Origin of the sequence: Mycolicibacterium gilvum (assembly GCF_900454025.1) — a bacterium.
GTDB classification, from domain to species: Bacteria; Actinomycetota; Actinomycetes; order Mycobacteriales; family Mycobacteriaceae; genus Mycobacterium; species Mycobacterium gilvum.
The window spans coordinates 5,188,632-5,212,440 of record NZ_UGQM01000001.1 but is presented as its reverse complement, the minus strand read 5'-3'; the positions used below and the strand labels follow the sequence as shown (position 1 = coordinate 5,212,440).

Below are 23,809 nucleotides of genomic sequence, written 5' to 3'. Positions count from 1 at the left end.
ATTGCCCGGCCCACTAACAACTGTGCCGGTCGAAGACACGAGGGGACTTCACGAAATGCTGCCCGCTGAGGTGCGTGAGAAGTTGGCCGCCGACCTGGCCGAGGCCGAACAGAGCCGCAAACCCATCAGCCCGCTGACCGACGCCCATCCCGACATCGACGTCGTCGACGCCTACGAGATCCAGCTGATCAACATCCGCCGACGCGTCGCCGACGGCGCGCGCATCATCGGCCACAAGGTCGGCCTCTCCTCGGAGGCCATGCAGAAGATGATGGGCGTCGACGAACCCGACTACGGCCACCTGCTCGAAGAGATGCAGGTCTTCGAAGATGTTCCAGTCGGTTCCGGTCGATATCTCTATCCCCGGGTGGAGGTCGAGGTCGGCTTCATCCTGTCCGACGACCTGCCCGGCGCCGGCTGTACCGAGGACGACGTGCTCGCCGCGACGGCGGCGTTCGCGCCGGCGATCGAGCTGATCGACACTCGCATCACCAACTGGCAGATCAAGTTGTGCGACACCATCGCCGACAACGCGAGCTCCGCGGGCTGGGTGCTCGGTGAGGCCCGGGTGTCGCCGAAGGACGTCGATATCCGTGCCATCGACGCCGTGCTGACCAACAACGGCGAGGTGGTGGCCGAGGGGCGCAGTGACGCGGTGCTGGGAAACCCCGTCACCGCCGTCGCCTGGCTGGCCCGCAAGGTCGAGGCTTTCGGTGTCCGGCTCAAGGCCGGTGACATCGTGCTCCCGGGATCGTGCACGCGTGCGATAGATGCACCTCCCGGCAGCCGTTTCGTCGCCGACTTCACCGGGTTAGGTTCAGTACGACTGGATTTCGAATAGGAGCCTGACAATGGCTGAGAAAATGAGCGTCGCGATCGTGGGTTCGGGCAACATCAGTACCGACCTGCTCTACAAGCTTCTGCGTTCGGATGTGCTTGAGCCGCGCTGGATGATCGGCATCGACCCCGAGAGCGAGGGTTTGGCGCGGGCCCGCAAGCTCGGTCTGGAGACCTCGCACGAGGGGGTCGACTGGCTGCTGGCCCAGAGCGAGTTGCCGGACATGGTGTTCGAGGCGACCAGTGCCTATGTGCACCGCGACGCCGCGCCGCGCTACGCCGAGGCGGGTATCCGCGCCATCGACCTGACGCCGGCGGCCGTCGGCCCCGGTGTGATCCCGCCGGCCAACCTGCGTGAACATCTCGACGCCCCGAACGTCAACATGGTGACCTGCGGTGGACAGGCGACCATTCCGATGGTGTACGCAGTAAGTCGCGCGGTCGCCGACACGGGCGGCGTGCCGTACGCCGAGATCGTCGCGTCGGTGTCGTCGGCCTCGGCCGGTCCGGGCACCCGCGCCAACATCGACGAGTTCACCAAGACCACCAGCGCCGGCGTCGAGGTGATCGGTGGTGCGCGTCGGGGCAAGGCCATCATCATCCTCAACCCGGCCGATCCGCCGATGATCATGCGCGACACCATCTTCTGCGCGATCCCGGAGGACGCAGACCACGCTGCGATCACCCAGTCGGTCAAGGACGTGGTCGCCGAGGTGCAGACCTACGTCCCCGGCTACCGGTTGCTCAACGAACCGCAGTTCGACGAACCGTCGGTGGTCAACGGCGGAAACCATCTGGTCACGATCTTCGTCGAAGTGGAGGGTGCGGGAGACTATCTGCCGCCCTACGCTGGAAACCTGGACATCATGACCGCGGCCGCGGCCAAGGTGGGCGAAGAAATCGCCCGGGAACGCGTCGCTACGTCCACGACTGGAGCGCAGGCATGAGCACCGAGGACATCTACTTCAACCCGATCTGGGACGTCCGCATGACGGACACGTCGCTGCGCGACGGTTCGCACCACAAACGCCATCAGTTCACCAAAGACGAGGTCGGCTCTATCGTCGCGGCCCTCGACGCGGCGGGCGTCCCCGTCATCGAGGTCACCCACGGCGACGGGCTCGGCGGGTCGAGCTTCAACTACGGGTTCTCCAAGACCCCGGAGCAGGAGCTGATCAAGCTGGCCGCCGAGACGGCCAAAGAATCGAAGATCGCTTTCCTGATGCTGCCCGGGGTGGGCACCAAGGAAGACATCAAAGAGGCCCAGAACAACGGTGGCTCGATCTGCCGCATCGCGACCCACTGCACCGAGGCCGACGTGTCCATTCAGCATTTCGGGCTGGCGCGCGAACTGGGTCTGGAGACCGTCGGCTTCCTGATGATGAGCCACACCATCTCGCCGGAGAAGCTCGCCAAACAGGCCCGCATCATGGCCGATGCGGGCTGCCAGTGCGTCTATGTCGTCGACTCGGCGGGCGCGCTCGTTCTCGAAGGGGTCGCCGATCGCGTATCGGCTTTGGTCGCAGAACTCGGCGACGACGCTCAGGTCGGCTTTCACGGCCACGAGAACCTGGGCCTCGGGGTCGCCAATTCGATCGAGGCCGTGCGCGCGGGCGCCAAGCAGATCGACGGCTCGTGCCGCCGGTTCGGCGCGGGCGCCGGCAACGCGCCGGTCGAGGCGCTCATCGGCGTGTTCGACAAGATCGGCGTCAAGACGGGCATCGACTTCTTCGACATCGCCGATGCGGCCGAGGAGGTCGTCGCCCCTGCGATGCCGGCCGAATGCCTGCTGGACCGCAACGCGCTGATCATGGGTTACTCGGGTGTGTACTCCAGCTTCCTCAAGCACGCGATCCGTCAGTCGGAGCGCTACGGTGTGCCTGCGCACCAGCTTCTGCACCGCGCGGGTCAGCGCAAGCTGATCGGCGGCCAGGAGGACCAGCTGATCGACATCGCGCTGGAGATCAAGCGCGAACAGGAAGCCGAGGCGACGCGCGCCTGATCGCGCCGGCACATCGCCGGGCGCTACCATTCGCCTGCGCCGGTGCGACACGCCCCGGTTTCGCGGTGACGACCCGCGGCTCGCCCACACATCGGAGATGTCCTGATCAACGGCGATGCACTGACTGGGCCCATCCCCTTGGACCCGGTTGTCGACGGCATCGCCCGGCGGCCCCGCGCGCGCGGGTGGATACATCTGGTGTCGGCCGTCGTGGCCGTCTTCGCGGGTGTCGCGTTGGTCCAGGGCGCCTGGATGTCGCCGTCGGAGCGCGCTGGGTGGGCGGCCTCGGTGTACGTCGCCGGTGTCGTGGCGATGTTCACCGTCAGTGCCACCTACCACCGCGTCGAGTGGGGATCACCGCAGGCCGAGAAGTGGATGATGCGACTCGACCACTCGGTGATCTTCCTGTTCATCGCGGCGAGTTACACGCCGTTGGCCGTACTCGCCCTTCCGCCCGGGGTCGGCGCCGAGGTGCTGACGATGGTCTGGGCGGGCGCGCTGGCCGGCGTGGCCCTGAAGATGTGCTGGCCGTCGGCGCCGCGGTGGGTGGGCATCCCGTTGTATCTGATGCTGGGGTACGTCGCGATCTGGTTTGCCGACGCTTTGCTTCACGGTGCGGGCGCCACGGTGGTCGCGCTCCTGATCGCCGGCGGTGTGCTCTACAACCTGGGTGCGATCCTCTACGGCGTGCAATGGCCGAATCCGTGGCCTGCGACTTTCGGCCACCACGAGTTCTTTCATGCGTTCACCGTCGCAGCAGCGGCGTGCCATTTCGCAGCGATCTGGCTCATCGTCCACTGACGGCGCGTGCCGCCGTCAGACCCAGCAGGCACGATGGGCCTCATGAACGATTCCCCTGCAGTCGCGAAGGCGACGGCGACCAGAGCTGACGCGCAGGCGATCCTCGAACAATTGGCGGGTCCGGACGCGGTCCTGCGCGACGACCAGTGGACGGCGATCGAGGCGCTGGTGGTGCACCGGCGCCGCGCGCTGGTGGTGCAGCGCACCGGTTGGGGCAAGTCGGCGGTCTACTTCATCTCGGCGAAACTCCTGCGTGCCGCGGGCCACGGTCCGACGGTGATCGTGTCGCCGCTGCTGGCTCTGATGCGCAACCAGGTCGCCGCAGCCGAGCGGGCGGGAGTGCACGCCGCGACCATCAACTCCAGCAACGTGACGGACTGGTCCGACATTCACGACAGGGTGCGACGCGGCGAGCTCGACGTGCTGCTGGTGAGCCCGGAACGGTTGAACAATCCCGACTTTCGTGACGAGGTGCTGCCGGCGCTCGCCGATGACGCAGGTCTGGTCGTCGTCGACGAGGCGCACTGCGTATCCGACTGGGGACATGATTTCCGCCCCGATTACCGGCGCATCCGCACGCTGATCGCCGACCTCGGTGCCGACGTGCCGGTGCTGGCGACGACCGCGACGGCCAACGACCGGGTGGTCGCCGACGTCGCCGCGCAGCTCGGCGTGGGTGGACCCGAAAGCGAGCACGACACGCTGGTGTTGCGCGGTGGGCTCGACCGGGAGTCGCTGCGGCTGTCGGTGGTGAAGGCGGGCAACCCGGCTCAGCGTGCGGCATGGCTTGTCTCGCAATTGGGTTCGTTGCCCGGGTCGGGAATCGTCTACACGCTGACGGTCGCCCAGGCCAACGATGTGGCAGCGCTGCTCGCCGAACACGGACACAAGGTCGCGTCCTACACGGGGGCGACGGAAGCCGCCGAGCGTGAACAGCTGGAGGGCGATCTGCTCGCCAACCGCGTCAAGGCGCTGATCGCCACGTCTGCGCTGGGAATGGGTTTCGACAAACCCGACCTGGGGTTCGTCGTCCACCTCGGTGCGCCGTCGTCGCCGATCGCGTACTACCAGCAGGTCGGACGCGCCGGCCGCTCGACGGACAGCGCCGAGGTGGTTCTGTTGCCCGGCCACGAGGACCAGGATGTGTGGCGGTACTTCGCGTCGGTGGCGTTCCCCTCGGAAGCCATGGTGCGCAACGTGATTGACGCGTTGGAGTCCGATCGGGCACAGTCCACTGCGGCACTCGAACCCCTGGTGGATCTCGGGCGCTCCCGGCTGGAGATGGTGCTCAAGGTGCTCGACGTCGACGGTGCGGTGCGCCGGGTGAAAGGCGGGTGGATCAGCACGGGTCAGCCCTGGAGCTACGACGAGCCGCGGTACCGGACCCTCGACGAGGCGCGCCGCCGCGAGCAGCAGGCGATGCTCGACTACCAGAGCACCGCCGAGTGTCGAATGGTGTTTCTGCGGCGCCAGCTCGATGATCCCGGTCTGCGCGACGGGGAGCGGTGCGGGCGGTGTGACAACTGCGTCGGCAGTCGTTACGAGTCCGGGGTCGATGCGGCGGTCGCCGAGGACTCCCGGCAACGGCTGATGCGCCCCGGTGTGGTGTTGGCTCCGCGTAAGCAGTGGCCGACGGGGCTGGCGAAGCTGGGCATCGATCTCAGCGGAAAGATCACCGACGGTCCGGCGCCGGGACGTGTCATCGGTCGGCTCACCGACCTCGGCTGGGGCGCCCGACTGCGCCGACTTCTGGACGCCGAGGACGCCGAGGCGCCCGAGGAGGTGGTGCAGGCGGCGGTCAAGGTGCTTGCCTCCTGGGATTGGGAGACCCGACCGTCCGCGGTGATGGCCGTCGACTCCGACACCCATCCGCAGCTCATCTCGTCGCTCGCGCGCAGATTGTCCGAGCTGGGTCGGCTCACCGATCTCGGAGTGCTGCGGTATGCGCCGGATCGGAGGCCGGTGACGGCGTCGAATTCCGCGTATCGGGTGGCGGCTCTGCACGGGGCGTTCTCTGCCCCGGACCCGGCGCTGATGGCTCAGGTCGGAGGGCCCGTGCTGTTGGTCGACGACCTGGCCGACAGCGGCTGGACGATCACGATGGCGGCGCGGGTGGTGCGCGCAGCCGGAGCGGTGCAGGTTCTGCCGTTCGCTGTGGCAGCGACGGCGTGAGGGAGCAATTTTTCGCGGGCCCCAGCCACTAGTTTTGACCTGTGATGATGCCGGTCGCCACGGCGGGTGTGGGGTCGCCGACGGGTTTGGTCACGCGCCGGACGGGTTAGCCCTGCACGGACCGTCTGACCGCAGACTTCAAGGAGTGATTCGATGAACGCGTCCGTGACCACTGTGCGCCGCGGCCTGTTCGGAATGTTCGCCGGCGGCCTGCTCGCTTTCGGTACCGCGGCGATCGTCGCCCCGGTGGCCGGTGCTCAACCGGCTCCCGAGTGTTCCGCGAGCAACGTCGCCGGAACCGTCAGCACCGTCGCCGCCTCCGAGGGTGCCTACCTGGCGGCCAACCCTCAGACCAACGAGGCGCTCACCGCGATCTCGGTTCAGCCGCAACCGGAGGCGCAGACCGCCTACGCGGCGTACTTCGAGCAGAACCCGCAGGTGGAGAAGCAGTTGAAGGCGATTCACCAGCCCGCCAGTGCCCTGGAGACCCTGTGCGGACTGAAGGTGGAGCCGACGCCGATCGCCCAGGCGGTGTCGACCCTGGGCGTTTCCGAGGTTCCGGCAGCACCGCAGGCCCCTGAGGTGATCCCTCCGGCCACGGCCCCGGGCGTCACGCCCGAGACGCCGGCCGCGCCGACCCCCTGATAGCGGCCATCTGATGCACCCGCGTGCCGTGCCTGCGATGACCGCGCAGGCACGGCACGTGTTGCTTCGTCAGCCGTCGAGCCGGTGGCGTGCCACCTCCGCGGCACCGTTTCCGGTGATGAGCCACAGCGTGGTCAGGGCGGTGACGAGGCTGTCGAGAGACATCCTTGCGCGACCGTCCAGGTAGGCGAGGATCGCGTCGGCGGTGCCGCCGACGATGAACGCCGGAGCGACCTCGGCCAGGGGGTCCTTCTCCAGCTCGACGCCGTGCACGCTGCGGGCATGCGACACCAGCACGGCGGTCAGCCCGCGCATCACCGCGCCTCGGTGCTCGTGCAGCGCAACCGAACCCGCGAGACCGCCGAGCAGGATGCGCCCGCGCCGGGGGTCCTCGACCAGCGCCCGCACCAACGCGTCGACGACGGCCCGGGCCTGTTGATCCAGTGGTTCGTCGGCCCGATGGGCTGCCACGTTGACCGTCGCGGTGCGGACGTCGTCGGCGATGTCGTCGACGGCGGCGGCGGCGACGTCGTCGAGGGTCGCGAAGCTCTCGTAGAAGTACCTCTTGTTCAGCCCGGCATCGGCGCAGAGGCGGTCGACGGTGACCGTGCGCCACGCGTCGTCGGCGATCACCTCGATCGCTGCGTCGAGCAGACGCACACGCCGGGCCAGGCGGCGTGCATCAGCGCTCTGGCCGCCGTAGGTGCGTCGCGGTGCGTCAGTCACCCGACGATGCTCGCATTCGCGCAGGCGGCGAGGAGCCTTGACATCATCGGATCAGTCTGGCACGTTCTCGTACCAGAAGTACGGAAACGCCGGATCAGGAGCTGTGCCATGAGTGCCTTGCCGCAGTCGTTGCCCGGCTTGCCGGCGGCGTCGGCCACATTGCGTTTCCAGTCCGCGGCGGCCTCGGTGACATCGCGCTATCCCAGTCGGGTGCGGCCGTTGAGCCGTCCACCGGCGGGGTCGGAGTTGAAGCCGGTGCTGGGCAATTACGGATTCCCCGTGCTCGGGCACCTCCTCAGCACGTTCGTCGAGCCCCTGGAGTTCGCCCGCGAACGTTATGAGCGTTTCGGACCGGTCTCCTGGGCGGGCGGAATCGGCTTCCGCGTCGTGCAGTTGATGGGTCCCGAGGCGCTGGAGACGGCGTGGATCAACAGGGACAAGGCGTTCTCCAGCACGCGGGGATGGGCGCCGGTGATCGGTCCGTTCTTCCACCGCGGCATCATGCTGCTGGACTTCGAGGAACATCGCGACCATCGCCGCATCATGCAGCAGGCCTTCACCCGGAGCGCGCTGGACGGGTATCTGACGCTGATGCGACCCGGTATCTCCCGTACGGTCACGAGTTGGCCTACAGCTGCGGGGTTTCCGTTCTATACCGCCGTGAAGAAGCTGCTTCTCGACCAGGCGGCCGAGGTCTTCGTCGGTGCTGTCCTGGGTGCGGAGGCCGACCGCCTCTCGTCGGACTTCCACGACACCGTCTGCGGCGGGCAGGCGATGATCCGCGCCGACGTCCCCGGTGGGACGTGGGCGCGCGGCCTGCGCGCCCGGGAACGTCTGGAACGGTACTTCGCCGCGCAGATCCCCGAGCGGCGAGCCGGAACCGGTGCCGACCTGTTCTCGATGATGTGCCGTAGTCGCAGTGAGGACGGAGACAGCTTCAGCGACGCGGACATCGTGAACCACATGATCTTCCTGCTCATGGCCGCTCATGACACCAGCGCCATCGCGATCTCCATGCTGGTATACGAACTCGGCCGAAATCTACGCTGGCAGGACGCGTTACGGGACGAGGCCGACGCCGGCGACGGACTGGGCCTGGCGGATCTGGACGGCGCCTATCCGCTGCTGGATGTCGCGTTCAAGGAGATCCTGCGCATGTATGCCCCGGCGGGCACGCTGTTCCGGCAGACGGTCACCGACACCGAGGTATGCGGGCACTACATCCCCCGCAAGACCCAGGTCGCGATCAACGTCTACGCGTCGATGCGCCTGGCCGACTGGTGGCCGGATCCGGACCGGTTCGACCCGGGTCGATTCCTCGGGGGTGGCGACGTCGCGGCCGTGCACCGCTATGCGTTCGCCCCGTTCGGGGGCGGTGTGCACAAATGCATCGGTCAGCAGTTCGCCGACATGAACGTCAAGCTGGTGATGCACCAACTGCTGCGCCATTTTCGCTGGCGCGTGGCGCCCGGATACCGGCCGCTGATGACCTGGGGTACGGGCCCCACGCCCGCCGACGGCCTGCCCATCTCCCTACAGCGGCTCTCCGGAGGCTGAGGGTTCAGGCCGGGTCGCGCGGCCTCATGCCGCCGAGTTGAGCGGTCACCGCGTCGGCGGCCGCCACGACCGCGCGAGCGCGCTCACTGATCTCGTTGTCCGTCAGAGCTTTTCCGATGTGCATCGAGGTGACCATGACCTGTCGCTGGTAGTGATCGAACACCGGGGCGGAGATCACGCTGATGTCGTGCTTTCGGCGCCCGGAACTCTCCTCCCGCAGATACACCCGCTCCCCGATGTCGGAGACCAGTTCACCCAGCAGGGCCCGCAACTCGTCGGGCAGTTCGGTGGGCATACCGGCCATCAGTGCATAGAGCCGCCGCCCGCCCGGGGTCTGCCTCTCGACGAGGTATCCGTCTGCGCGGCACGACGCGACCACCCTCTTCAGACGTTCGGTGTCGGTGCGTAGTGGGATCGTGGGTTGCCTTCTGAGCCAGTCCTGTTCGGCCTCGTCATCCCACAGCACGAACATCAGGCCTACCGGCGGCGCGAACGGATAGCTCTGGCCCACCTCGACACCGGGCCTGGCGCCCGTCGGGGCGACGAGGTCCAGCAGCGTGATCCGATCGTCGACCACGGCCGACAACGCGGCGGTGGCACCGTACCGCGCCGACAGCCGGCGCAGGTGGTCCCGCGCGGCGGGGCTGACCCGCATCGACTCCTGGGCCCGGTGACCGAGCGTGATCAACGACGGACCGAGTCGGTAGGTCTTGTCGGCGGGATCGCGGACGAGGTAGCCCGCCTCGGTCAGCGAGGTGACGATGCCCAGGCAGGTCGGTTTGCTCAGCCCGACACGTCTGGCCAGATCCGAAACTCCGTACCGCTCGGTCGGTCTGGATGCCAGGAAGTCCAGGATCTGGACCACACGGTCGGTGGGCGGCGACGCCCGACCGGGTTGAACCGGCACGCTCATGCCGGAACTATAGCCTCACCGTTCCAAATATGAACCAGCACGGTCGATATATTGACTCTCGGTAGAACAGGTTCTAGTTTCAGACTGTGTTCGCACAGCCACTCGCCGACGCCATCGCCGAAGCCGAGGAACTCGTCTCGGCCGCTCCGTTCATCGAATCCGAGGCAGATCTCCTCGAGGGCCTGCAGTACCTCGCGGGCTGCATCGCCGCGTGTACGCACGTCGCGTTCGACTACGACCGCGATCACCCGTTCCTGCACAGTGGCACGGGTCCGTTCACCAAGATGGGTCTCGACAACCCCGACACCATGTACTTCGGCACCCGGGTGCAGCCCGGCCACGAGTACGTCGTCACCGGGCGGCGCGGTACCACCACAGATGTGAGCTTCCAGCTGCTCGGCGGTGAGTACACCGACGAGGTCGTACCCGACAGCGACACCGCGTTCGACGACCGCAAGCTCGACATCGCCGCCGACGGAACGTTCGAATGGCGGTTCACCCCTGCGGTGCCCTCGCAGTTGGTGATCCGCGAGGTATACAACGACTGGTCGGCCCAGCGCGGCACGTTCGCCATCGCGCGCACCGACACCGCGGGCACGGCTCCGCCGCCGTTGACCCGCGAGCTCATCGAGAAGCGCTACACGGTCGCCGGCAAGCAACTCGTGCAGCGGGTCAAGACCTGGCTGCAGTTTCCGCAGTGGTTCTACAACGACAGCCCGCCCAACACGATGGTGGCGCCCCGGCTCACACCCGGTGGCCTCGCGACGCAGTACTCGTCGGCCGGCCAGTTCGATCTGGCGGAGGACCAGGCGCTGATCGTCACGCTGCCGGTCACCGACGCGCCGTATCTCGGCTTCCAGTTGGGCAGCCTGTGGTACATCTCGCTCGACTACATCAACCACCAGACGTCGCTGAACGGCACTCAGGCGCAGGCGGATCCGGACGACAAGATCCGCATCGTGGTCTCCGACCGCAATCCCGGGGTGACGAACTGGGTCGAGACCCTGGGGCATCGCAAGGGTTTTCTGCAGTTCCGCTGGCAGCGGGTGTCGCGCGAGATGACGGCGGCCGACGGGCCGACCGTCGAGCTGGTGCACGTCGACGACGTCGCGTCGGCGCTGCCGTACCACGACTCGAACACAATCTCGGAGGAGGACTGGCGCACGCGGATCGCTCTGCGCCAGAAGCAGATCGGCGAAAGAATGGTGGGCTGACATGTCGGGAGCGCTTCCGCTGCTGGAGAACAAGGTCGTCGTGATCAGTGGGGTCGGACCCGCGCTGGGCACCACGCTGGCCCGCCGGTGCGCGGAGGCCGGCGCTGACCTGGTGCTGGCCGCGCGCACGGTCGAGCGGCTGGAGGATGTCGCCACACAGATCACTGATCTGGGCCGGCGCGCCGTGTCCGTGGGTACCGACATCACCGACGAGGCGCAGGTGGCCAATCTCGTGGAGGAGTCGCTGAAGGCGTACGGCAAGGTCGATGTGCTGATCAACAACGCCTTCCGGGTGCCGTCGATGAAGCCGTTCGCCAACACCACCTTCGAGCACATGCGGGACGCGATCGAGCTGACGGTGTTCGGTGCGCTGCGCATGGTGCAGGCCTTCACACCCGCGCTCGCCGAGGCCAACGGCGCGGTGGTGAACGTGAACTCGATGGTCGTGCGCCACTCGCAGGCCAAGTACGGCGCGTACAAGATGGCCAAGTCGGCGCTCCTGGCGATGTCGCAGACGCTGGCCACGGAACTGGGCGATCAGGGGATCCGGGTGAACTCCGTGCTGCCCGGCTACATCTGGGGCGGAACGCTGGAGTCCTATTTCTCCCATCAGGCCGGCAAGTACGGCACCACCGTCGACGAGATCTACAAGGCGACCGCGGCGGCCTCGGACCTCAAGCGGCTGCCCACCGAGGACGAGGTGGCGTCGGCGATCCTGTTCATGGCCAGCGACCTGTCCAGCGGTATCACCGGTCAGGCTCTGGACGTCAACTGTGGGGAATTCAAGGCATGATGAGCGCGCACACCCCGAGAACCGACGTGGGTACCGTCGAGGATCTGCACGCTTCTGCCGTGAAGGCCTGCGGTCTCGACGATTTCGGTTCCGATGACGACAACTACCGCGAGGCGCTCGCCGTGTTGCTGGAGTCCTACCAGCGCGACGCCGACCTGACCGAACTCGGCAGCAAGATGCAACGGTTCTTCGCCAGGAACGCACTGGTGGCCAGGCTCGTGTCGGAGGCGGCCTTCAAGCAGTATCCGGAGCACGCCGACGTGGCGATCGAGCGCCCGATCTTCGTGACCGGCCTGCCGCGCACGGGAACGACTGCGGTGCATCGCCTGCTGGCCGCCGACCCCCGTAACCAGGGCCTCGAACTGTGGCTGGCGGAGTTCCCGCAGCCGCGCCCGCCCCGCGAAACCTGGTCCGAGAACCCGGTTTTCCAGCAGCTCGACGCACAGTTCACCAAGGCGCACGAAGAGAATCCGGATTACACCGGCCTGCACTTCATGACCGCCGACGAGGTCGAGGAGTGCTGGCAGCTCCTGCGACAGTCGCTGCATTCGGTGTCCTACGAGACGCTCGCGCACGTGCCGACGTACTCACGGTGGTTGGCGCAGCAGGACTGGACGAAGCCGTATCAGCGGCACCGGCGCAACCTTCAGCTGATCGGGCTCAACGACCGCGAAAAGCGTTGGGTGCTCAAGAATCCCAGCCACCTGTTCGCGCTCGACGCATTGTTCGCCACCTACCCCGACGCGTTGGTCGTGCAGTGCCACCGGCCTGCCGAGACCATCATGGCGTCGATGTGCTCGCTGGCGCAGCACACCACCGAGGGGTGGTCGAACACCTTCACCGGCGAGGTCATCGGCGCCGACTCCATGGAGACATGGTCGCGGGGTCTCGAACTGTTCAATGCCGAACGCGCCAAACATGATCCGGCGCAGTTCTACGACCTGGACTACTTCGCGTTGATCAACGACCCGGTCGGCGCGGTCGACGACATCTACCGTGCCTTCGGCATCGAGTTCACCGACGCCGCCCGGGACGCGGTGGTGAACACCCACGAACAGAGCAAGAAGGGCCCCCGCGCCCCGAAACACACGTACTCGCTGGCGGACTACGGTCTGACCGCCGAGCAAGTTCAGGAACGGTTCAGGGGCTTGTAGACGGCTCGCCGTCGCCGGGCGATGGAGCGCTGGAGTATTCCTCCAGGCAGCCCTCGGCCACCGCGTGCCTGATGCTGTCGGCCAGCCGCGGGCAGGATGGTGAGCGGGCGGGATCGCCGCCGGCATCCCGGATCTCGGTGAAATGCGCGCAGCGCTGCGTCGCGTCCCGTGTCCACTGCACGGACGTGTGTGCGGGACCGAGCTTTTTCACCTTGACAGAGACGTGACAGAACCGGCAGTCCACCGACGCGAGTCCAGAGTTGAGGTAGCGCTCGCGGTCGGCTTGACTGCTTGCGCGCACGGCCGCGGCCCGATCCGGGTCTGACGTGAAATCCGGTGCCTTGCGCCAGGATCCGGGCCTGCTCTCGGTCGGAGCCGGAGTGTGGCCGTGTTCATGACCCTCGTCGTCGTGACCGTGCAGCAGGAGCATCGATCTGGCGAGGCGGTCCACATCCGGTGGGCGGCTCATGTCGCCGGCTGCTCCGTCTTCTCGGCCTCGCGCGCCTTGAGATTCTCCTCGACCTCGACGTTCCACTTCTGGTTCGCCACCGTGGTGTCGACTTCCATCTCGAAGCGGTCGGTCATCTCCGGCGTCACGTCGGCGACGTCGACGTAGAACTGCTGGTACCAACGGCGCATCTGGTAGACGGCGCCGTCTTCTTCGACCAGCAGGGGGTTGTCGATACGCGTCTTGTGCTTCCAGATCTCGACGTCCTGCAGGAAGCCCTTGCTGACACCGTCGGTGAACGCATCGGCGAGTTTCTCGGTGGTCTTGTCGTCGAGGCCCTGGGGCTTCTCCACGATCACACCCCACTGCAGGACGAACGAGTCCTGCGACACCGGATAGTGACAGTTGATCAGGATCGACTCGGCCTTGAAGTCGCCGTAGGTGTTGTGCAGCCAGTTGATCATGAACGACGGGCCGAAGTAGCTGGCCTCGGAGTCCAGGGACGCGTCACCGTAGGCGGTGCCCATGTCGTTGATGTCGGGGCGGCCGACGTTGTGCAGATACTGGCTGGCGACATGCCCTTCGAAGACGTTCTTGAAGTACGTCGGCAAGCCGAAATGGATGTAGAAGAAGTGCGCCATGTCGGTGACGTTGTCGATGATCTCGCGGCAGTTGGAGCCCTCGATCAGCATCGTGTTCCACTTCCAGTCGGTCCACTCGCCGCTCGACCACTGCGGGATCTCCGGGATGCGGACCTCCGGCTGCGGAGGATTGCCCTCGTGGTCGTGCCAGACGAAGAGCAAACCGCCGCGGACGTCGGTGTGCCAGGCACGCGTACGGGCCAGGCGGGGGGTGCGTTTGGCATAGGGGACGAGCTTGCATTTGCCGTCGCCGCCCCAGCGCCAGTCGTGAAACGGGCAGGCGACCTCGTCGCCCTTGATGGTGCCCTGGGCGAGGTTGCCGCCCATGTGGCGGCAGTAGCCGTCGAGGACCTTCAATTCGCCCTGCGAGTCGGCGAAGACCACCAGCATGGTCCCGAAGATCTCGATGCCGTGTGGTTCGCCGTCGGTGAAGTTCTTGACCGGACCGAGGCAGTGCCAGCCTCTGGCGTACCGGTCGGGCAGCGCTCCGGTGTCGATCTCGCGAATGCCAGCCGTGTCGGTGCTCACCTTGGGCCTCCCCAGTTGTTGGCTTCTAACTAGAACACGTTACAGTTTTGCCCCGCCGGGGCGCAATCCAATACGCGTTCACCTGCGAAGAATGTTGCCGATGCCACTCCCGTCGAGACGGGTACCCACTTGCGCTCGCTTATATAGTGGACAAAGTGTCCACTTATTCTGGCGGAGGCGCCGCGACGGCCGGGCTCGACCGACCGGCCACGATCGGGGCAGGTCGCAGGGCCCGCGGGTGGATCGCTGTCGCGCTCGCGACCTTCGCGATCGCGTGGGGTGGAAACGAGTTCACCCCGCTCCTGGTCATGTATCGCCTCGACGACGGTTTCTCGGCGCTGACGGTCGACCTGCTGCTGTTCGCCTATGTGCTGGGGATCGTGCCCGCGCTGCTGATCGGCGGGCCGCTGTCGGATCGCTTCGGTCGACGGCCGCTGATGCTGCCCGCCCCGCTGCTCGCGGCCATCGGTTCGCTCATCCTCGCGGTGGGTGCCGACTCGGCCTGGTTGCTCGGCGTCGGCCGGGTGTTCAGCGGTCTGGCCCTCGGGCTCGCGATGGCCGTCGGTGGCAGCTGGATCAAGGAACTGTCCAGCCCGCCGTGGGGCGTGGGTGACGCCGGCGCGCGTCGTGCCGCGATGAGCCTGACCGCCGGCTTCGGGTTGGGCGCGGCGGTCGCCGGAGTGCTCGCGCAGTGGGGCCCCGCTCCCACGGTGCTGCCCTACGCGATCAACGTCGCCATGGCAGTCGCCGCGGCGGTGCTGTTGCTCTCCGCTCCCGAGACCCGCGCGCGCTCGGTCTCGGTGCGGCCGGCGGCGAACTCGTGGTGGACCGACCTCGCGATCCCCGGCGCGTCGCACCGACGGTTCCTGCTCGTGGTGGTCCCCCTCGCGCCGTGGGTGTTCGGGGCGGGCGCGTCCGCCTACGCCGTGCTGCCCGCACTGATGACCGAACACGTGGCCGCCGCCCCCATCGCGTTCTCGGCGCTGCTGTGCGCCGTGACCCTGGGCGTCGCCTTCGGCGTGCAGCACCTCGGCCGCAGCCTGCTGTCCAGGGGAGCGCTCGGTGTGGTCGTCGCGCTGGGGCTGGTCGCGGCCGGCATGGCGTTGGCGGCATGGGCCTCCGCATCGTTGACGATCTGGGCCACCGTGGTGGCTGCCGCCGTCCTCGGGGCCGGCTACGGAATGGCGTTGGTCGCCGGCCTGCTGGAGATTCAGCGGATCGCGACGCCCGACGATCTCGCGGGTTTGACCGCGGTGTTCTACAGCCTGTGCTACCTGGGCTTCGGGGTGCCCGCGGCGATGGTGTTCCTGTCCGACTACGCGAGCTATCCGTCGATGTTCGGCTTCGGCGCCGTCGCCGCCGTCGGCTGCCTCGCGGTGGCGGTCACCGGCTTGAGACGGACTCCGGCAATAAGCTGACCCCGTGGCCAGTCGCCGTGGACGACCCCGCAGTGAGGCGGTGCGCAGCGCCGTGCTGACCGCCGCGGCCGAACTGGCGCTGGCCGGCGGGCCCGCGGCGGCGAGCGTCGAGGCGATCGCGCGACGTGCCGAGGTCAGTCGCACGACGATCTACAAGTGGTGGCCTTCGGCACCGGCGATCGTCCTGGAGGGACTTCTCGACTCGGTCCGGGACTCGATCACCCGCCCGCCCGGGAGCACGTCGGTGGAAGCCGTCGTCCACCACGTCTGCGCGCTGAACGCGATACTGGTCGATCCGACTGTCGGCCCGTTGCTGCGCAACGTGATTGCGGCGTCGGCGTCGGATCCCGCCATCCAGCAGGCGCTCTGCGACCAGTGGATCGCTCCCCGGAGGGCAGCGGTGGCCGCGACCGTTCGGGATGCGGTCGAGGGCGGCGAGTTGCGCGACGACGTCGACGTCGAGGTGGTGGTCGACGCGGTGGTGTCCCCGCCGTACTACCGGCTGGTGCTCGGGATGCCCCCGCTCGACGACCGCGCGATCGACGGGTTGGTCCGCGCGGTCTGGCGCGGCTACCGACACTGACGCCGACATTGCATTCCAGCAGGACTTTCGCGAGTGCGGTCCTGCCGGAGCGCAATGTCGGCGGGTGCGTTACGCGGGCTTGTCCCCTGGTTTGTCTGAGCCGACCACCCACATCGAGAAGTACTGCGCGCCACCGCCGTACGCATGGCCCAGGGCCTTGCGTGCGTTCGGGACCTGGTGTTCGCCGGCCTTGTTCATCACCTGGATCGCCGACTCGGCGAACCGGATCATGCCCGAGGCGCCGATCGGATTAGACGACAGCACACCGCCCGACGGGTTGAACGGGATACGCCCGCCGATGGCGGTTTCACCCGCCTCGGTGAGCTTCCAGCCTTCACCCTCGGGGGCGAACCCGAGGCTCTCCAGCCACATCGGCTCGTACCACGAGAACGGCACGTATACCTCGGCCACGTCGATCTCGTCGATCGGGCTGCTGATGCCCGCCGACTTCCACAGTGCGGCCGCCGCGTCGCGGCTGGCCTGCGGGTTCACCTGATCGCGTCCGGCGTAGGCCAGCGGTTCGGTACGCAGTGCGGTGGCGTGGATCCAGGCGACGGGATGTCCCTCCGCCACCCGGGCATCCGCGCTGGCCTCGTCACCGATCACCAACGCCGCGGCACCGTCGGAGGACGGACAGGTCTCGTCGTAGCGGATGGGATCCCACAGCATCGGAGACTCCATCACCTTTTCCAGGGTGATGTCGGGCTGATGCAGATGGGCCAGCGGGTTCTTGGCGCCGTTGAGGCGGTCCTTGACCGCGACCATCGCGCCGATGTGGGTCGGTGCGCCGGAACGGCGGATGTAGGCGCGCACGTGCGGAGCGAAGTAGCCGCCGGCGCCCGCGCCGACCGGCTTGGTGAACGGCACCGGAATGCTCAGCGCCCACATGGCATTGGACTCGGACTGCTTCTCCCACGCCATCGTCAGCACGCGCCGGTACTTGCCGGACTGCACCAGGCTGGCGGCGACGATCGCCGTCGAACCGCCGACCGAGCCTGCGGTGTGGACACGGATCAGCGGCTTGCCGGTGGCGCCGGTCGCATCGGCCATGAACAGCTCGGGCATCATGACGCCCTCGAAGAAGTCCGGAGCCTTGCCCACGACCACGGCGTCGATGTCGGCCAGCGTCACGCCGGCATCGTCGAGTGCGCGGTCGATCGCCTCGCGCACGAGTCCGTTCATCGACACGTCTTTGCGCTTGGCGACGTACTTCGTCTGTCCGGTCCCCAGAACGGCGGCGAGTTTCTTGGCCATGGCTACTTACCTTCCAAGACGGCGACCAGATTCTGTTGCAGCGCAGGCCCGCTCGTCGCGTGGGCCAGCACACGGGAGGCGTTGCCCTCGAAGATGTGGCGCGCCGCCAGGCCGATCCGCTCCAGGCCGGCCGAGAACATCGGGTTCGCGGCCAAGGCGCCACCGGAGGGGTTGATCGTCGTGTTCTCGCCCAGACCGATCGCCTCGGTGAGGATGAGCTGCTGATGGCTGAACGGTGCGTACAGCTCGGCGATCTCAATCGAGCCCGGGTCGCCGTTGGTCGCCGCGGCCGCCGAGGCCGCCGTCGACGGCGACGTCGTCAGGTCGCGGGCGCCGAGAACCGGTGTCTCGATGCGGTGCTCGATGCCGGTGATCCAGGCCGGGCGCTCGCGAAGCTCGCGGGCGCGGTCTCCCGCGGCGAGGACGATCGCCGACGCGCCGTCGGTGATCGGCGCGATGTCGTGGCGGCGCAACGGTTCTGCGAAGTACGGCTGGTCCAGCAGCTCCTCGACATTGTTGCCGGGTTCCAGACGATCCACCCGCGGAGAGGCGGCCAGCGCGTCGAGCGCCACCCGCGCCATCTGCTCGGCGGTCCACTTGCCGGAGTCGAGACCGAAGCGGGCCTGCAGACCGGCCATGCTCACCGAGTCGGGCCACAGCGGCGCGACCGTGTAGGGGTCGGTCTGTAGCGCCAGGACCCGGCGCAGTGTGCCGGCCGACGACTTCCCGAACCCGTACACCAGAGCGGTCTCGACCTCGCCGGTCAGGATCTTGATGTAGGCCTCGTACAGTGCCCAGGCGGCGTCCATCTCGACGTGCGATTCGTTGATCGGTGGGACCGCACCGATCGAATCGATCGCCGAGATGAACGAGAAGGCCCGCCCGGCAAGGTAATCCGACGATCCCGAACACCAGAAGCCGATGTCGGTCTGCTCCAGGCCGAGTTCGCTGTAGAGCTCGCGGAAACACGGCATCAGCATCTCGACGCCGTTGGTGGTGCCGTTGGTGCGGCGGACGTGGGGTGCATGGGCGAACCCGACCACTGCGACGTCTGTCATGCGCGATCTCGCTTCGCTTCTCGCTGATTGGTCATGAGTGAGGTTCCTGTCTACAGGTGGTGCTTGTAGGTGTCGTAGTCGGCGTCGGGTTCGCCTGTCGGCCGGAAGTAATCGATGTTGTCGATGCCGAGGCCCCACTCCTCCTCGGGTTTCCAAACGGCCTGCACCCGCATGCCCATCCGGACTTCGGACGGATCGATCTCGGTGACCAGGTGCAGGAATGGGATGTCGGCGCCGTCGAGCAGGACGTAGGCGGCCACATACGGCGGCTTGATCCGCTGACCGGCGAAGGGGATGTTGATGATCGCGAACGTCGTCACGGTGCCCTTGTCGGGCAGCTCGACGAAGTTGTTGAGTTCCAGGCCCGTGGCGGGGTCCGCTTCCTTCGGGGGGAAGTACACCTTACCCGTTTCGCCGCTGCGGGCGCCGAGCAGCGTGCCCTGCTCCAGTGCACGCAGAAACGTGCTCTCGGGAAGCGAAGCGGTGTGCTGGATCTCGATGGCGGACGGTGATACGACCATCGTCACGGGATCGAGGCCCTCCGGGGCGGGCGGGACGTCCTCCGCCTCGTCGCCGAGGGCGAAGTAGGCGATGTCGGTGATCGCACCGACCGGCTCGTCGATCCAGTGCGCGTGCACCCGGGCGCCGGTGCTGATGGATTCCGAACCCGCGTCTCCCACATCTACGGCGTGCAGCAGCGGGGTGTCCGCGCCGTCGAGCTTGATCAGCGCCCAGGCGAACGGACGGTCCAGCGGCTGCCCCGGCAGCGGCTGGGGCTGCCACGTCCAGGACAGCACCGTCCCGACACTGGCCACCGGTACGATCTCGGTCAATTGCTCCCAGGTGACGGGGTCGTATTCGGCCGGCGGGACGAGCACCTTGCCGTCCGATCCGCGAACCCCGACGATGCGCCGCTCACGCAGCGCGGTGAAGAAGTCACCGAGGAGCGGTCCTACTGAACGGGTGTAGTCGAATGCGAGCTTCAACGGCGCAGAAAGCGGCGGCTCATGCGGGTCGATCTGCACCGGGCTGCTTTGGCTGGTGGTCACGGCATCGAGTAGAACAGGTTCTAAGAATGGTTTCAAGAAGCGGGCCCGGTGGCCCGGAAGGACGGCTGGCATGAAGTTGGGTTTGCAGCTCGGATATTGGGGCGCTCAGCCACCGGAGAACCACGCCGAGCTCGTCGCAGCCGCCGAGGGGGCGGGCTTCGACACCGTCTTCACGGCCGAGGCGTGGGGCTCGGACGCCTACACCCCGCTGGCGTGGTGGGGGCGCGAGACCACCCGGATGCGCCTGGGCACCTCGGTGATCCAGCTGTCGGCGCGCACGCCGACCGCGTGCGCGATGGCCGCGCTGACGCTCGACCACCTGTCCGGAGGACGGCACATCCTCGGGCTCGGGGTGTCCGGTCCGCAGGTCGTCGAGGGCTGGTACGGAGCGAAGTTCCCGAAGCCGTTGGCCCGCACGCGGGAGTACGTCGACATCCTGCGGCAGGTCTGGGCGCGGGAGGCCCCGGTCCACAGCGACGGGCCGCACTACCCGCTGCCGCTGACCGGCGAGGGCACCACGGGTCTGGGCAAGAACCTCAAGCCGATCACCCACCCGCTGCGCTCGGACATCCCGGTGATGCTCGGCGCGGAGGGACCCAAGAACGTCGCGCTGGCCGCCGAGATCTGCGACGGGTGGCTGCCGATCTTCTATTCGCCGCGCATCGCGGGCATGTACAACGAGTGGCTCGACGAGGGATTCGCCCGTCCCGGCGCGCGTCGTACCCGGGAGACGTTCGAGATCTGCGCGACGGCACAGGTCGTCGTCACCGACGACCGGCCGGCGATCATGGAGCTGATGAAGCCGCACCTGGCGCTCTACATGGGCGGAATGGGCGCCGAAGACACCAACTTCCACGCCGACGTGTATCGCCGGATGGGCTATGCCGAGGTCGTCGACGACGTGACCCGGTTGTTCCGCAGTGACCGCAAGGACGAAGCGGCCACGGTGATTCCCGACGAGCTGGTCGACGACTCGGCGATTGTCGGCGATCTGGCGTACGTCAAGGAGCAGATCACGGCGTGGGAAGCCGCCGGCGTCACGATGATGGTCGTCGGCGCACGATCCCCCGAGCAGATCCGCGACCTCGCCGACCTCGTGTAGGACATCCGACTAGACACTTCCTTGCCGAGTGTCTAGCGCACGCTCTAGATTGTGCGGTGTGACACAACACACCATCGCCGGAACCGTCCTCACCATGCCGGTGCGGGTGCGCCGTGCCCACCAGCACACCGCGATGTTCGTCGTGGACGCCGCCGCAGCGCAGCGGATGATCGACTACAGCGGACTGCGGGTATGCCGATTCGGCCGCGGCAACCGTCGCGCCCTGGCCGTGCTGATGCTGATGCGCTACGAGGACACCGATCTCGGCCAGTACTACGAGTACGGCACCAACATCATGGTGAACCCGCCGGGCACATCTCCTTCTCAAGCAACGGGGTTACGGGCGTTGCAGTCGGCCGGCGCGTTCGTGCACCACCTACCGGTCGACCAGTCGTTCACCCTGGAGGCCGGCCGGACGATCTGGGGCTACCCGAAGGTGATGGCGGATTTCACCATTCGCCACGGACGGCAGTTCGGGTTCGACGTCAGCATCGACGGCCGCCACGCGGTGAGCATGGACTTCGCGCCCGGGATCCCGATGCCTTCGGCGTTCGGATCACGTCCGCAGGTGCATTCGACGTACTCGCATCTCGACGGTGTCACCCGCGAAACGGAAGGGCAGATGGTGCTCTCGGGGGTGCGCTACCGGCCCGGAGGTGTCTCGCTCCGACTCGGCGAACATCCCTACGCGGCCGAGCTTTCGTCCCTAGGCTTGCCCAAACGCGCGCTGGTGTCGAGTTCGGCAGCCAACGTCGACATGACCTTCGCTGACGCCAAAATCGTAGGAGCATAATGACATCCACTGTTGAGACCGGGCTGGACGTCGATCTGGCTGACGGCAACTTCTACGCCGACGGCACCGCCGCGCGGGCCGCCTACGCGTGGATGCGCGCGAATCAGCCGGTGTTCCGGGATCGCAACGGACTGGCTGCGGCGACGACGTATCAGGCCGTGCTCGACGCCGAGCGCAACCCGGAGTTGTTCTCCAGTACCGGTGGAATCCGGCCCGACCAGCCGGGCATGCCGTACATGATCGACATGGACGATCCCGCGCATCTGCTGCGCCGCAAGCTGGTCAACTCCGGCTTCACCCGCAAACGCGTGATGGACAAGGTGCCGTCGATCGAAAAGCTCTGCGACACACTGATCGACGCGGTCTGCGAGCGCGGTGAGTGTGACTTCGTCGGCGACATCGCCGCACCGCTGCCGATGGCGGTGATCGGGGACATGCTGGGTGTGCTCCCCGAGGAACGCGACATGTTGTTGACGTGGTCCGACGACCTGGTGTGCGGGCTGTCGTCCACCGTGGACGAGCAGACCATCCAGAAGTTGATGGACACGTTCGCCGCCTACACCGCGTTCACCATGGAGGTGATCGCGGACCGGCGGTCCAACCCCCGTGACGACCTGTTCTCGATCCTGGTCAACGCCGAGGTCGAGGGCTCACGGATGTCCGACGACGAGATCGTGTTCGAAACGCTGCTGATCCTCATCGGTGGCGACGAGACCACCCGGCACACGCTGTCGGGAGGCACCGAACAGCTTCTGCGACACCAGGATCAGTGGCGCCAGGTAGTAGCCCAGCCGGACCTGCTTCCCGGCGCCATCGAGGAGATGCTGCGCTGGACGTCGCCGGTGAAGAACATGTGCCGGACCCTGACCGCCGACACCGACTTCCACGGCACCGCCCTGAAATCGGGCGAGAAGATCATGTTGATGTTCGAATCGGCGAACTTTGACGAGAGTGTTTTCGAGAACCCGGAGTCTTTCGACATCCACCGGGACCCGAACAGTCACGTGGCGTTCGGTTTCGGCACGCACTTCTGCCTGGGCAATCAGCTGGCCCGCCTCGAGCTCAAACTCATGCTCGGCAAGATCGTGCAGCGTCTGCCCGACCTGAGGCTCGCCGACGAGAACATGCTGCCGCTGCGGCCGGCCAACTTCGTCAGCGGTCTGGAGTCGATGCCGGTGGTGTTCACGCCCACAGCGAAGGTGCTGAGCTAACAGCGCCGAACTTGCATTCCAGCAGGCGTCTTCTCGAACTTCCGCTGCTGGAATGCAAGTTCGGCGGAGTGCCTACTTCAGCTTCCAGACCGGCTTGCGCTTCTCCAGGAACGCCTTCGGACCCTCCTTGGAGTCCTCGGAGAGAAACACCGGGATGCCGTTGGCGGTGTCGGGCCCAAAGGCCTCTTCTTCGTGCATGCCCTCGGTCTCACGGATGGTCTTGAGGATGGCCTGCACCGCGAGGGGGCCGTTGCCGTTGATGACCTCGGCGATCTCCAGCGCCTTGGTCAGCGCCTGCCCGTCGGGAACCACGTGCCCGATCAGTCCGAACTCCTTGGCCTCGGCCGCGCTGATGTGGCGTCCTGTGAGGAGGATGTCGCAGGCGACGGTGTAAGGAATCTGGCGGACCAGACGGACGGCCGAACCTCCCATCGGGTAGAGGCTCCACTTGGCCTCCGAAACGCCGAACTTCGCGCTCTCGCCGGCGACCCGGATGTCGGTGCCCTGCAGGATCTCGGTGCCGCCGGCGATCGCGGCGCCCTCGACCGCGGCGATCAGCGGCTTGGTCAGGCGGCGGCCCTTGAGTAGCGCGGGAATCTTGGACGGGTCGTAGCTGCCGTCCTTGAACGAGTCCCCGGGTGCCTGGCTGTCCGCTTTCTTGAGGTCCATGCCCGCGCAAAACGCCCCGCCGGCGCCGGTCAGGATGCAGCTGCGGATCTCGGGATCGGAGTCGACGCGGTCCCAGGCCTCGACCATGATCTGCATCATTTCGGCGGAGAGCGCATTGCGTTTTTCCGGCCGGTTCATCGTGACGATCAGGGTGTGGCCCCGCTGTTCGACGAGGGCGTCGGGACCCTTTTCTGAGTTTTGTTCGTCGCTCACGAATTGATCCGCCTTCCAGCGTCGATGC

The 23,809-nt window shown here is 67.1% G+C and carries 23 protein-coding genes; 15 read left to right on the top strand and 8 right to left on the bottom strand.

Annotation, left to right across the window (positions count from 1 at the left end):
* Positions 1 to 55 precede the first annotated feature (55 nt).
* From DYE23_RS24495 to DYE23_RS24470, 6 genes are all read left to right on the top strand, one after another.
* Positions 56 to 841, top strand: coding sequence for a 2-keto-4-pentenoate hydratase (locus tag DYE23_RS24495; protein WP_011892417.1), 786 nt, complete (start codon positions 56 to 58; stop codon positions 839 to 841).
* Positions 842 to 851: 10 nt separating this feature from the next.
* Entirely contained in the window at positions 852 to 1,784 is a 933-nt protein-coding gene (locus tag DYE23_RS24490) for an acetaldehyde dehydrogenase (acetylating) (RefSeq protein WP_115328407.1), read from the top strand.
* Complete coding sequence (gene dmpG, locus DYE23_RS24485; RefSeq protein WP_011892419.1) at positions 1,781 to 2,839, top strand: 4-hydroxy-2-oxovalerate aldolase; 1,059 nt, start codon at positions 1,781 to 1,783, stop codon at positions 2,837 to 2,839. The genes DYE23_RS24490 and dmpG overlap by 4 nt, the downstream gene beginning before the upstream one ends.
* 120 nt (positions 2,840 to 2,959) lie before the next feature.
* A complete protein-coding gene (gene trhA, locus DYE23_RS24480; RefSeq protein WP_235660622.1) occupies positions 2,960 to 3,640 on the top strand; it encodes a PAQR family membrane homeostasis protein TrhA in 681 nt (226 codons plus the stop codon).
* A gap of 33 nt (positions 3,641 to 3,673) precedes the next feature.
* Positions 3,674 to 5,812 carry a RecQ family ATP-dependent DNA helicase gene (locus tag DYE23_RS24475; protein ID WP_115328406.1) on the top strand — a complete coding sequence of 713 codons (2,139 nt, stop codon included), beginning with the start codon at positions 3,674 to 3,676 and terminating at the stop codon, positions 5,810 to 5,812.
* A gap of 153 nt (positions 5,813 to 5,965) precedes the next feature.
* Complete coding sequence (locus DYE23_RS24470; protein ID WP_011892422.1) at positions 5,966 to 6,457, top strand: heme-binding protein; 492 nt, start codon at positions 5,966 to 5,968, stop codon at positions 6,455 to 6,457.
* A gap of 69 nt (positions 6,458 to 6,526) precedes the next feature.
* On the opposite strand, the gene DYE23_RS24465 is transcribed toward DYE23_RS24470, so the two are convergent.
* Complete coding sequence (locus DYE23_RS24465) at positions 6,527 to 7,183, bottom strand: TetR/AcrR family transcriptional regulator (protein ID WP_115328405.1); 657 nt, start codon at positions 7,181 to 7,183, stop codon at positions 6,527 to 6,529.
* Between the two features lie 108 nt (positions 7,184 to 7,291).
* On the opposite strand from DYE23_RS24465, the gene DYE23_RS24460 reads away from it, so the two are divergent.
* A complete protein-coding gene (locus DYE23_RS24460; RefSeq protein WP_115328404.1) occupies positions 7,292 to 8,740 on the top strand; it encodes a cytochrome P450 in 1,449 nt (482 codons plus the stop codon).
* Between the two features lie 4 nt (positions 8,741 to 8,744).
* On the opposite strand, the gene DYE23_RS24455 is transcribed toward DYE23_RS24460, so the two are convergent.
* Entirely contained in the window at positions 8,745 to 9,653 is a 909-nt protein-coding gene (locus tag DYE23_RS24455; RefSeq protein WP_115328403.1) for an IclR family transcriptional regulator, read from the bottom strand.
* An 86-nt stretch (positions 9,654 to 9,739) separates the two neighbouring features.
* Between DYE23_RS24455 and DYE23_RS24450 the strand changes: the two genes are divergently transcribed.
* The 3 genes from DYE23_RS24450 to DYE23_RS24440 are packed head-to-tail and all read left to right on the top strand — an operon-like array spanning position 9,740 to position 12,814.
* Complete coding sequence (locus DYE23_RS24450) at positions 9,740 to 10,867, top strand: hypothetical protein (RefSeq protein WP_115328402.1); 1,128 nt, start codon at positions 9,740 to 9,742, stop codon at positions 10,865 to 10,867.
* 1 nt (position 10,868) lies between these two features.
* Complete coding sequence (locus DYE23_RS24445; protein WP_115328401.1) at positions 10,869 to 11,660, top strand: SDR family oxidoreductase; 792 nt, start codon at positions 10,869 to 10,871, stop codon at positions 11,658 to 11,660.
* The gene (locus tag DYE23_RS24440) at positions 11,660 to 12,814 is read left to right on the top strand and encodes a sulfotransferase family protein (protein ID WP_115328400.1); all 1,155 of its coding nucleotides are present in this window, start codon (positions 11,660 to 11,662) and stop codon (positions 12,812 to 12,814) included. Before DYE23_RS24445 ends, DYE23_RS24440 begins: the two co-directional genes overlap by 1 nt.
* Here DYE23_RS24440 and DYE23_RS24435 read toward each other — a convergent pair.
* Together DYE23_RS24435 and DYE23_RS24430 are read right to left on the bottom strand one after the other, a co-directional pair.
* Positions 12,801 to 13,283, bottom strand: a complete 483-nt coding sequence (locus DYE23_RS24435; protein WP_115328399.1) for a hypothetical protein — start codon at positions 13,281 to 13,283, stop codon at positions 12,801 to 12,803. The two genes, DYE23_RS24440 and DYE23_RS24435, sit on opposite strands and share 14 nt — an antisense overlap.
* Positions 13,280 to 14,431, bottom strand: coding sequence for a 3-ketosteroid-9-alpha-monooxygenase, oxygenase component (locus tag DYE23_RS24430; RefSeq protein ID WP_011892430.1), 1,152 nt, complete (start codon positions 14,429 to 14,431; stop codon positions 13,280 to 13,282). The genes DYE23_RS24435 and DYE23_RS24430 overlap by 4 nt, the downstream gene beginning before the upstream one ends.
* A 212-nt stretch (positions 14,432 to 14,643) precedes the next feature.
* On the opposite strand from DYE23_RS24430, the gene DYE23_RS24425 reads away from it, so the two are divergent.
* Complete coding sequence (locus DYE23_RS24425) at positions 14,644 to 15,849, top strand: MFS transporter (protein WP_041788401.1); 1,206 nt, start codon at positions 14,644 to 14,646, stop codon at positions 15,847 to 15,849.
* Positions 15,850 to 15,853: 4 nt separating this feature from the next.
* Positions 15,854 to 16,432, top strand: coding sequence for a TetR-like C-terminal domain-containing protein (locus tag DYE23_RS24420; RefSeq protein ID WP_011892432.1), 579 nt, complete (start codon positions 15,854 to 15,856; stop codon positions 16,430 to 16,432).
* 69 nt (positions 16,433 to 16,501) lie between these two features.
* Here the strand turns inward: DYE23_RS24420 and DYE23_RS24415 are convergent, their stop codons facing one another.
* Genes DYE23_RS24415 through DYE23_RS24405 form a run of 3 tightly spaced genes read right to left on the bottom strand, consistent with a single transcriptional unit; the run spans position 16,502 to position 19,793 of the window.
* Complete coding sequence (locus DYE23_RS24415) at positions 16,502 to 17,686, bottom strand: thiolase family protein (RefSeq protein ID WP_013470752.1); 1,185 nt, start codon at positions 17,684 to 17,686, stop codon at positions 16,502 to 16,504.
* A 2-nt stretch (positions 17,687 to 17,688) separates the two neighbouring features.
* A complete protein-coding gene (locus DYE23_RS24410) occupies positions 17,689 to 18,744 on the bottom strand; it encodes a thiolase family protein (RefSeq protein WP_115328397.1) in 1,056 nt (351 codons plus the stop codon).
* A gap of 50 nt (positions 18,745 to 18,794) precedes the next feature.
* The gene (locus DYE23_RS24405; RefSeq protein ID WP_172527835.1) at positions 18,795 to 19,793 is read right to left on the bottom strand and encodes a Zn-ribbon domain-containing OB-fold protein; all 999 of its coding nucleotides are present in this window, start codon (positions 19,791 to 19,793) and stop codon (positions 18,795 to 18,797) included.
* 70 nt (positions 19,794 to 19,863) lie between these two features.
* On the opposite strand from DYE23_RS24405, the gene DYE23_RS24400 reads away from it, so the two are divergent.
* From DYE23_RS24400 to DYE23_RS24390, 3 genes are read left to right on the top strand one after another with little or no spacing between them, the layout of a single operon-like run.
* The gene (locus tag DYE23_RS24400) at positions 19,864 to 20,895 is read left to right on the top strand and encodes an LLM class F420-dependent oxidoreductase (RefSeq protein WP_011892436.1); all 1,032 of its coding nucleotides are present in this window, start codon (positions 19,864 to 19,866) and stop codon (positions 20,893 to 20,895) included.
* A 58-nt stretch (positions 20,896 to 20,953) separates the two neighbouring features.
* Positions 20,954 to 21,688 (top strand): acetoacetate decarboxylase family protein, encoded by a 735-nt coding sequence (locus DYE23_RS24395; RefSeq protein ID WP_115328396.1) that lies wholly within the window; start codon positions 20,954 to 20,956, stop codon positions 21,686 to 21,688.
* Positions 21,688 to 22,899, top strand: a complete 1,212-nt coding sequence (locus DYE23_RS24390) for a cytochrome P450 (RefSeq protein ID WP_115328395.1) — start codon at positions 21,688 to 21,690, stop codon at positions 22,897 to 22,899. Before DYE23_RS24395 ends, DYE23_RS24390 begins: the two co-directional genes overlap by 1 nt.
* 72 nt (positions 22,900 to 22,971) lie before the next feature.
* Here the strand turns inward: DYE23_RS24390 and DYE23_RS24385 are convergent, their stop codons facing one another.
* Entirely contained in the window at positions 22,972 to 23,781 is an 810-nt protein-coding gene (locus tag DYE23_RS24385) for a crotonase/enoyl-CoA hydratase family protein (RefSeq protein WP_115328394.1), read from the bottom strand.
* Positions 23,782 to 23,809: the final 28 nt, after the last annotated feature.